This is a genomic window from Stenotrophomonas sp. DDT-1 (assembly GCF_001580555.1).
GTDB classification, from domain to species: Bacteria; Pseudomonadota; Gammaproteobacteria; order Xanthomonadales; family Xanthomonadaceae; genus Stenotrophomonas; species Stenotrophomonas sepilia.
In genome coordinates, this window is record NZ_LEKR01000080.1 from 1 (window position 1) to 7,537 (window position 7,537).

Below are 7,537 nucleotides of genomic sequence, written 5' to 3' on the forward strand. Positions count from 1 at the left end.
CCCCCCCCCAGTTGGAATCGGGGCGCACCCACCGACACCCGGGCCACCGATTGGGTACTGACCTGGTGGGCAACTCCCTTCTGCAAATGCTTGGCCGGCAGCTACCAACGTAATCATCAGAAGAATCACGCGCGAAGCCAAAGACACATTTACCTCTTCATCAATTGCCGCTGATCTTATTCGCAGCCCGGAGCCCAGTCTCCTGGGGGGACAGCAGCCCCCCTTGCGGAACAGTGAGCCTGCCATTCCCAGCTGAATTACTGGTTTCCGGATTGACAGAATCCTGCTTCGAAGGAGCAGCTGGTGTATAGGTGCCGGGTGGACGCCCATCCGCACTCGGAGTACGGGCAATGACTCAGAACTTCTCAAACTCCGGCTCGGTGCAATTGGACATGACAACTTCACATGTCTCTTTGGAAGCAGCGCGACATTGCGCCAAGGATAGGCCTGCCGCCTTCTCCTTTGTGGCTGCAGCAGAGTAGAAAGTCCCCCCGGCTCCCGCATTCGAGACAGCCGCCGTCGCGCATTGATTCTTATAGGTGAACTTCACTCGACAATCCCGACCGCCCGCATCAGAGCAGGATCTCACTGCCGCGTCTCCCGCATCCGCCTTCTTCCTCCACCCACTTGCCGCTCCTGCGATTCCGGAAGGCGAGGCGGCAAATGCTCCCCAAGTCTTGATCCACCGCCCCGTTGGACGCGGGCTTTGCGCTCCTGCTCCACCAGCAGGAATCGGCGCACATCCGCCGGCACCCTGCCCGCCAATCGGATACTGGCCTGGAGGACACCTTCCTTCCGCCCAAGCCAGGTCGGACGTAAGTGCTAGAAATACCGCTAGAGTCGCCGCGAACCCATACACGACTTTCGAACCCCTGATGACGTTCGAAATCCCCAAACATCCAAAGGAAAGCATTTCACCTGTCATCCAGAGCCAAACCCCGAGGAATCCACTAGCAGCTAGCCATTCGCAGCCGTTACAGTCACCCGTGCTCTGCCAATCCGCAGAACGCAGGAAACTACGAAAGAGTGGCCACGATTGAGAATGCGCAAGAATCCAAATCAACGAATCAACATCAAGCCAAATCTCTGAATTTCCGGCCCATTTACGCAAGCCCTGGATGCACGTTCAGGGTCCAGGCGACTCCGATGCAACCAATCAATCGACTTAAGAGAATCTACGACCTTGCATCGCTAGAACTTACGGAAAACAGGTTCAGAACAGTCTGCGTAAAAGACCCTGCACTTCTTTCCACTTGGATCTACGCAACCTTTGCCCGCCATGGAGATGGCTTGCCTTTTCTTTGGAGCCTTACCAACTGCGGATTTAGCCCCCGAGCCACCTGAAGAAGGAATCAACCACGCGACGCACTGATTTGAGTAAGAGACAGTAACCTTGCAGTCCGTGGCTCCTCCTCCACCACAGCGCCTCACAGCCTCGGCAGCGGCGGCTTCTGCGGAATTCATTCCAGAGGCCATTCCCACCTCAGAAGTAGCTTCGGACGCAGCGATTGCTCCCCACGTACTTAACCATTCCCCCGTCGGCGTTGGAGGAAGTAGCGGCAGCTGATCCGAGCCACCGCTGTCGCCACCAGGAATCGGAGCACAGCCTCTGGCTCCTTGCCCTCCTATCGGGTAGAACCCTGGCGGACAACTACCGCCTTCGGCAAGTGCGGACACAGGAGCCAGCAGCACCCCAAAGAAAAGGAGGAAAGAAAGCAGCTTCATCGTTTTCACCTCTTGCATCCAGTACCCTACCCATTCAGCAACTGCTGTGACATCGCTCACCGAACTGGGGCGTTACCGAGCGACCCCGGCGTATGTACCGAGTTGCTAGTACCCGGCGCGATCTTCGGGATCGTAAGGCTCTGGCTACTCATGGATTCCTCTGAATTGGTTGGAGCTGCCGGCTTGTAGCTACCCGGCGGCTGTCCATTAGGTCCCGGCGCAGCAGCAACCGGGCTGCCACCTATCTGCGAATATGCCATGAAGCTACCCAAGGTGCCCTGGAAGAACATGGCCGCCATTGGGGGCGCAGTCAGAATCAAGGTAGTCAGGATCAATCCCATGCCGCCCTGCTGCATCGCCTGGCTGGTCATGCCGTCGCTGGAGGCGCCGTCGAGCAGGAATTTGTTGACGGACGCAGTCGACCAGAGCGCTGCCGAGACGCCATGTACAGCGCGATTGAGATCATCGCTGCCAGTCAGGAAGAAGTTCGCCATTATGGGCGCTGCAGCCAGCGCCACCATCGGGATGCCAGCTATCGATGCGTTAAAACGCTTCGAATTTTGGCTCTGTGCAGGCTGAGTAAACAACATCACAGCCACGTCCGCCGCGGGAATCGCACAATTTAGTAGCTACGCCTTTGGCAAGCTCTTCCGTAGCTGCACTGCCAAAGCTAGTCCCAGGGGTTCCAGAGCTAGGAACAGCCGCCGCAGCGCACTGATTCTTATAGGTAAACGAAACTCGGCAATCACGCGCCCCTGAGCTAGCACATTCAGAAACTGCATTCTTCGCGGCGTCTGATTTCTTAACCTCACCAGTGACTGTTCCCGAGGCGCCGGTAGAAGAAGTTGCAATCGCTCCCCATGTCTTTATCCAACGGCCGGTGGCACGCGGCCCTTCCGCAGCTCCGCCACCACCAGCAGGGATTGGAGCGCAGCCTGGAGCGCGGCTGTCCCCTATTGGATACTGGCCAGGAGGACATCTGCCCTCGGCAAAAGTCAAGAATGGCACTAGGCACAACAACAAAATAAAAATAGCCCTCATGAAATTCTCTTCTCAAGCTTGAAGGCAGATCGCATCCGATCAAGATGCCGAGAATCCCCCTTCAACGCGCCTACTGTCGCGGTGCGGCTGCAAAAAAATTATCTAGAAAGCCTCGAACTTTGGTTCTGTGCATGCCGAATACACGACACCACAACCCCGTCCCCCTCGAGACTGACAGAGTTCAGTAGCGACCTTCTTGGCAACATCAACAGTCTCTCCGCTCCCAAAGTTCGTACCTTGAGTGCCCGAGCTCGCAGTCGCGGCCGCCGCACACTGGTGCTTGTACGTAAAGGCGATGTCGCAATCACGTGCGCCGGTCGCTTCGCACTCAACCATTGCTGCCTTTTCAGCCTCCCTCTTCTTTACCTTCCCGACCGAAACACCTGATGCCCCAGAATTGGACATTGCGATGGCGCCCCAAGTCTTGATCCACCGGCCCGTCGCTCTGGGTCCAGCGTCTCCGCTGCTACCCGCCGGAATTGGCGCACATCCCGGTGCCCGACTGTCACCTATCGGGTACTGGCCAGGCGGGCATCGCCCTTCTGCCACAGAGGATTCAGCAACAAGAAAAAGTGCCGAAAGAACGAGTAATTTGGAAATCAACTTTCCAACTGATTTTTTTGGCATGGCTACGCACCTTCAACGGATGTCACTAATAGCACTAATCATTAGATCTGGCAGCACCTATCGTACTCGGGGCAGTTCTTGCTTCGCCGGTCGAGCTCGGAGGCATCGAGTTCCTCACCATACTTCCTGAATGAACCTCGGTCTGCCGCACGTCATTATTCGAAGGCGCTGCCGGCGTATACGAACCCGGCGGCTGGCCCTGTGGACCCGGCTGGCCCGCTGCCGATCCACCGATCTGGGAGTATGGCGCGAAACCACCCAAGGTCCCCTGGAAGAACATGGCCGCCATTGGGGGCGCAGTCAGAATCAGGGTCGTGAGGATCAGGCCCATGCCGCCCTGCTGCATCGCCTGGCTGGTCATGCCGTCGCTGGAGGCGCCTTCGAGTAGGAACTTGTTGACCAAGGCGGTGGACCAGAACGCGGTCGAGACACGGATCACCATGTCCAGCGCGATCGATACCATCGCTGCCAGTACCGCCATCGAGAACATCGTGCCGATGCCGTAGAACAGCCATCGCTGGAACAGCTGCTTGGTCTGGTCGAACAGCAGACACAGAATGAACAAGGGACCCAGGCCGATGAACAGCGCCAGCGCGACCTCGTAGAGCAGCAACATCGCACCAGCGGTGACCGCCGGGCCGCCCGTGCCCAGGCCGATGAACCACAGCGCCCGGGTCTTGTCCGCCTGCAACCCTGGATCATTCAGGATCTTGATGCCATCAATGCTCGACAGCGCCACCTGCATCCAGGCCAAGCTCTTGTCGATCTGCTCATCCGGCGCCTTGTCTTTTCCGGCTAATCAGGCATTTCTACGTTTTCAGCCAGAAACTCATAAGCGCAACCTCAGAAGTTCTCAAACTCAGGCTCGGTGCATCCAGAATAAATCACTTTACAGCCATCGCTCCCCTGCTTTAAGCACGCATCCACAGCCATCTTACTCGCAGCATCAACAGATGCCGCACGCGCAAACGTGGAGCCACCAAATCTTGCATCACTGGGGGATACGAATGCTGCACATTGATTATTGAACTCCAATACCACCCTGCAATCCGTAGCCCCCCCGCTGTGCGCAATTAGCAAGGGACTCCGAAGCCGCATCCCTCTTCCTTCGCTTACCGAGAGCCACGCCGACATCGCCCCCCTTCGCTAAAGCGATGGCCCCCCAAGTCTTGATCCAACGCCCTGTCGCAACAGGCGACGCTTGGCCTGCTCCAGTGGTACCACCTGGGATGGGAGCACAGCCGCCGACTCCCTGACCACCAATTGGATACTGACCAGGAGGACACCTACCTTCTGCGTTGGCCGTCTGTGGCAATTGGCAGGCAATGATTCCCAGACCCAGCAGGATTACTGCACCTGAATAGACACGAATTGACTTCTTCTCCGGCCTCTAGTTCGAAGCTAAGCCTTTACGGCCAGTATCAGAATTGCCTGACCCAGCTGTGGAGTTGCTGCCAGTGACTACGACATTGCTCCCAACTGAAGTCGATCCACCCGATTGACTGCCACCGCTCGTTGAAGGTTTATCCGGCGTGTAATAGCTACCCGGCGGCTGCCCATTCGGGCCCGGTGCCTGCGCCACCGGGCTACCGCCTATCTGCGAATATGCCATGAAGGTACCCAGGGTGCCCTGGAAGAACATCGCAGCCATTGGGGGCGCAGTCAGGATCAGCGTCGTCAGGATCAGACCCATGCCGCCCTGCTGCAGCGCCATGCTGCTCATGCCCTCGGTCAGGTTCGACCCCAGCAGTGCACCCAGCGCAGACGCGCCCCAGAACGAAGCCGCCACGCGCGCCACCATTTCCATGGCAATGCCGGTCATCGCAGCCAGCACCGCCATTGAGAACATGGTGCCGATGCCATAGAACAACCATCGTTGGAACAGGGACTTTGTCTGCTCAAACAGCAGGCAGAGGATGAACAGCGGACCAAAACCAATGAACAATGACATGGCGATCTGGTACAGCAATAGCATGGCGCCCGCCGTAACGGCTGGTCCGCCGGTGCCCAGCCCAATGAACCACATCGCACGGGTCTTTGCGCTATCCAGCGTTACGTCGCCGGCGACATCCAGCACACTCACCGACGTGAGCGCCAGTTGCATATAGCCCAGGTTCTTATCAATCAGTTCCTCGGCGGTCGACTTCTTTCCGGTCACGGTATAGGTGACCTGGTCCTGCACATTACCGACCAGGAAGCTCTGCAGCCCGGCAACGATGAGGGGCATCGATATGGTGACCGTCGTGATCTCGGAGTGGACAGAATCATCAATCGATATTTTGCCGCTGCATTGCACATGTCTCCCCACCAAGTTAGACATAGCAGCGCAGATTGGGGCGCATTAACCACTCCCCCCAGCTCAGCTGTCGCGATTAACAGCTTCGGGCGTCAATTGTGCAGACACTGCCGAACACGCACTTCCCAACCATTTGGGCTTCCTCTTCCTGCATCATCGGCTTCGAACTTCAATAGCGATCAAATACCGGCTTCGTACAATCCGCGTACACTTCATCACATGGTCCCTGCCGATCGTTCTTGCACAACGAGCGCGCAGTCTGTAATGCTGATTCCGGAGTCGGCCCCGATCCAATGCCCGACTGACCGCCCCCCGAACGCCCACTGGGAATCGCCCATGATACGCATTGATTGAAATACGTCATGTTTATCGAGCAGTCACGAGCTCCACTCATTCGGCATTTGGAAAGCGCCTCTTTCTCAGCAGCACTTTTGGATCTCAGTCCAGTTGAAACGCCAGCATCAGAGGTGGCCCACGAAACAGCGATGGCCCCCCACGTTTTTACCCACTCCCCCAGAGGGCGCGCGGGCGCTGGCGCGGCAGGGTTAGCCGCCGTAGCAGCACCTCCGGGAATCGGGGCACATCCTTGAACACCCTGCCCACCCACGGGGTAGAAACCCGGCGGGCAGTTCCCTTCAGCCTTTGCGATTGGCGTCCATGCACAGAACAGGAATGCGCCAAGTGCCAAATCGACACACGCAACGGCGAGCCGGTTAAAGATAGGCATGCCTCTGCTTCTCAATCACCTGATGCAATTTCACATTCCCGGATCGCAGAAGACGTGCCCGCCGCTGCCCTCCGAGATGCCATCAAGCTAGCCATGTCCTTGGAAGATCATAACGTCCTTGCGCACGCCGCCGTGCAAAACAGAGCGGTCAGGGTCGGCCTCATTCTCAGTTGCAGCAGCGCAGCCGCGCCCGAGGCTTCTCGGAGCCAAGCCGCCGTGCGCGCAAATTGCAACAAACAGATAGCGATCCGCGTCATTGCAATCATCCCGAGCACGGCCATTTCAGTACTTCCTGAACAAGGGCTCGGTACAATTTGTATACACGGGAGCACAGGCTCCCGGCTTGTCATTCTTGCAGACTCCCTGAGCAGCCCGCTCGGCATCACCCGGAGTCGGACCGGTGCCAATTCCTGACAGGCCATTTCCGGTCCTTCCGCTCGGGATGACCCAGGAAACGCACTGATTGAAATAGGTCATGCTGACCCTGCAATCGCTTGCTCCGCTGGCAGCACATTCTGAGACGGCTTTGCGTTCCGCCTCCTTCTTTGACCGGTGCCCCGTAGAAACGCCGGCATCGGAAGTGCTGGCGGATACCGCAATTCCGCCCCAGGTCTTGATCCACTCGCCCGTAGGTTGCGGAGGAGGAGGTGAAGACTGCTGGGCGGCGCCACCAGACGCCGCGCCGGGAATTGGTGCGCATCCCATTGCCCCTTGCCCCCCCACGGGGTAGTAACCGGGAGGACAGACTCCGCCTTCTGCACGTGCAGAGGAAGCTGAAGCTGCGATGATTCCCAAAGACAGCAGGCTAAAGAAAATAGAGCGCATGAAACCCCTCAAATAGACAGCAAGCCAAAGCAAAATCAGGAGTTACCGGACGGTGCATTGCCGCGGAGCCCCGTTGATGCATGAGCGGCCTCATGATTATGAATCTTCGGCATCGCGACTTGATTCGCTGTGGAAGAACCACTTTCAGTAGAAGGCTTGGCAGGCGCATACATACCACCCGACCCACTAGAACCCGGCGGCTGCCCATTCGGACCCGGCGAGGTCGGCACGGCGCTACCACCTATCTGCGAATATGCCATGAAGGTACCCAGAGTGCCCTGGAAGAACATTGCAGC

7 protein-coding genes and 5 pseudogenes are annotated in these 7,537 nt (G+C 57.8%); all 12 read right to left on the bottom strand.

Going from position 1 to position 7,537, the window contains the following annotated elements:
* Positions 1-117 (bottom strand): annotated as a pseudogene (locus AB839_RS21990) (DUF4189 domain-containing protein); the annotation flags it as partial.
* 238 nt (positions 118-355) lie between these two features.
* Positions 356-925, bottom strand: a complete 570-nt coding sequence (locus tag AB839_RS21350; RefSeq protein WP_342668057.1) for a DUF4189 domain-containing protein — start codon at positions 923-925, stop codon at positions 356-358.
* A gap of 266 nt (positions 926-1,191) precedes the next feature.
* The gene (locus tag AB839_RS22055) at positions 1,192-1,743 is read right to left on the bottom strand and encodes a DUF4189 domain-containing protein (RefSeq protein WP_082783387.1); all 552 of its coding nucleotides are present in this window, start codon (positions 1,741-1,743) and stop codon (positions 1,192-1,194) included.
* A 38-nt stretch (positions 1,744-1,781) separates the two neighbouring features.
* Positions 1,782-2,165, bottom strand: a pseudogene (locus tag AB839_RS20710) (type VI secretion protein); the annotation flags it as partial.
* Between the two features lie 103 nt (positions 2,166-2,268).
* The gene (locus tag AB839_RS21360; RefSeq protein ID WP_082783388.1) at positions 2,269-2,766 is read right to left on the bottom strand and encodes a DUF4189 domain-containing protein; all 498 of its coding nucleotides are present in this window, start codon (positions 2,764-2,766) and stop codon (positions 2,269-2,271) included.
* 102 nt (positions 2,767-2,868) lie between these two features.
* Positions 2,869-3,393 carry a DUF4189 domain-containing protein gene (locus tag AB839_RS22060; protein ID WP_082783389.1) on the bottom strand — a complete coding sequence of 175 codons (525 nt, stop codon included), beginning with the start codon at positions 3,391-3,393 and terminating at the stop codon, positions 2,869-2,871.
* Positions 3,394-3,571: 178 nt separating this feature from the next.
* Positions 3,572-4,186, bottom strand: a pseudogene (locus tag AB839_RS20715) (type IV secretion system protein); the annotation flags it as partial.
* A 50-nt stretch (positions 4,187-4,236) separates the two neighbouring features.
* A complete protein-coding gene (locus AB839_RS22005; protein ID WP_342668055.1) occupies positions 4,237-4,527 on the bottom strand; it encodes a DUF4189 domain-containing protein in 291 nt (96 codons plus the stop codon).
* A gap of 382 nt (positions 4,528-4,909) precedes the next feature.
* Positions 4,910-5,620: pseudogene (locus tag AB839_RS20720) on the bottom strand (type IV secretion system protein); the annotation flags it as partial.
* Positions 5,621-5,858: 238 nt separating this feature from the next.
* Positions 5,859-6,416, bottom strand: coding sequence for a DUF4189 domain-containing protein (locus tag AB839_RS21375; RefSeq protein ID WP_082783391.1), 558 nt, complete (start codon positions 6,414-6,416; stop codon positions 5,859-5,861).
* Between the two features lie 282 nt (positions 6,417-6,698).
* Positions 6,699-7,241, bottom strand: a complete 543-nt coding sequence (locus tag AB839_RS21380; RefSeq protein ID WP_342668056.1) for a DUF4189 domain-containing protein — start codon at positions 7,239-7,241, stop codon at positions 6,699-6,701.
* A 35-nt stretch (positions 7,242-7,276) separates the two neighbouring features.
* Positions 7,277-7,537 (bottom strand): annotated as a pseudogene (locus AB839_RS21795) (type VI secretion protein); the annotation flags it as partial.

Coding starts and splice junctions, on each gene's coding strand:
- AB839_RS22060 (WP_082783389.1), bottom strand. CDS start 3,393: ATGCCAAAAAAATCAGTTGGAAAGTTGATTTCCAAATTACTCGTTCTT.
- AB839_RS21360 (WP_082783388.1), bottom strand. CDS start 2,766: ATGAGGGCTATTTTTATTTTGTTGTTGTGCCTAGTGCCATTCTTGACT.
- AB839_RS21380 (WP_342668056.1), bottom strand. CDS start 7,241: ATGCGCTCTATTTTCTTTAGCCTGCTGTCTTTGGGAATCATCGCAGCT.
- AB839_RS22055 (WP_082783387.1), bottom strand. CDS start 1,743: ATGCAAGAGGTGAAAACGATGAAGCTGCTTTCTTTCCTCCTTTTCTTT.
- AB839_RS21375 (WP_082783391.1), bottom strand. CDS start 6,416: ATGCCTATCTTTAACCGGCTCGCCGTTGCGTGTGTCGATTTGGCACTT.
- AB839_RS22005 (WP_342668055.1), bottom strand. CDS start 4,527: ATGTCGGCGTGGCTCTCGGTAAGCGAAGGAAGAGGGATGCGGCTTCGG.
- AB839_RS21350 (WP_342668057.1), bottom strand. CDS start 925: ATGACAGGTGAAATGCTTTCCTTTGGATGTTTGGGGATTTCGAACGTC.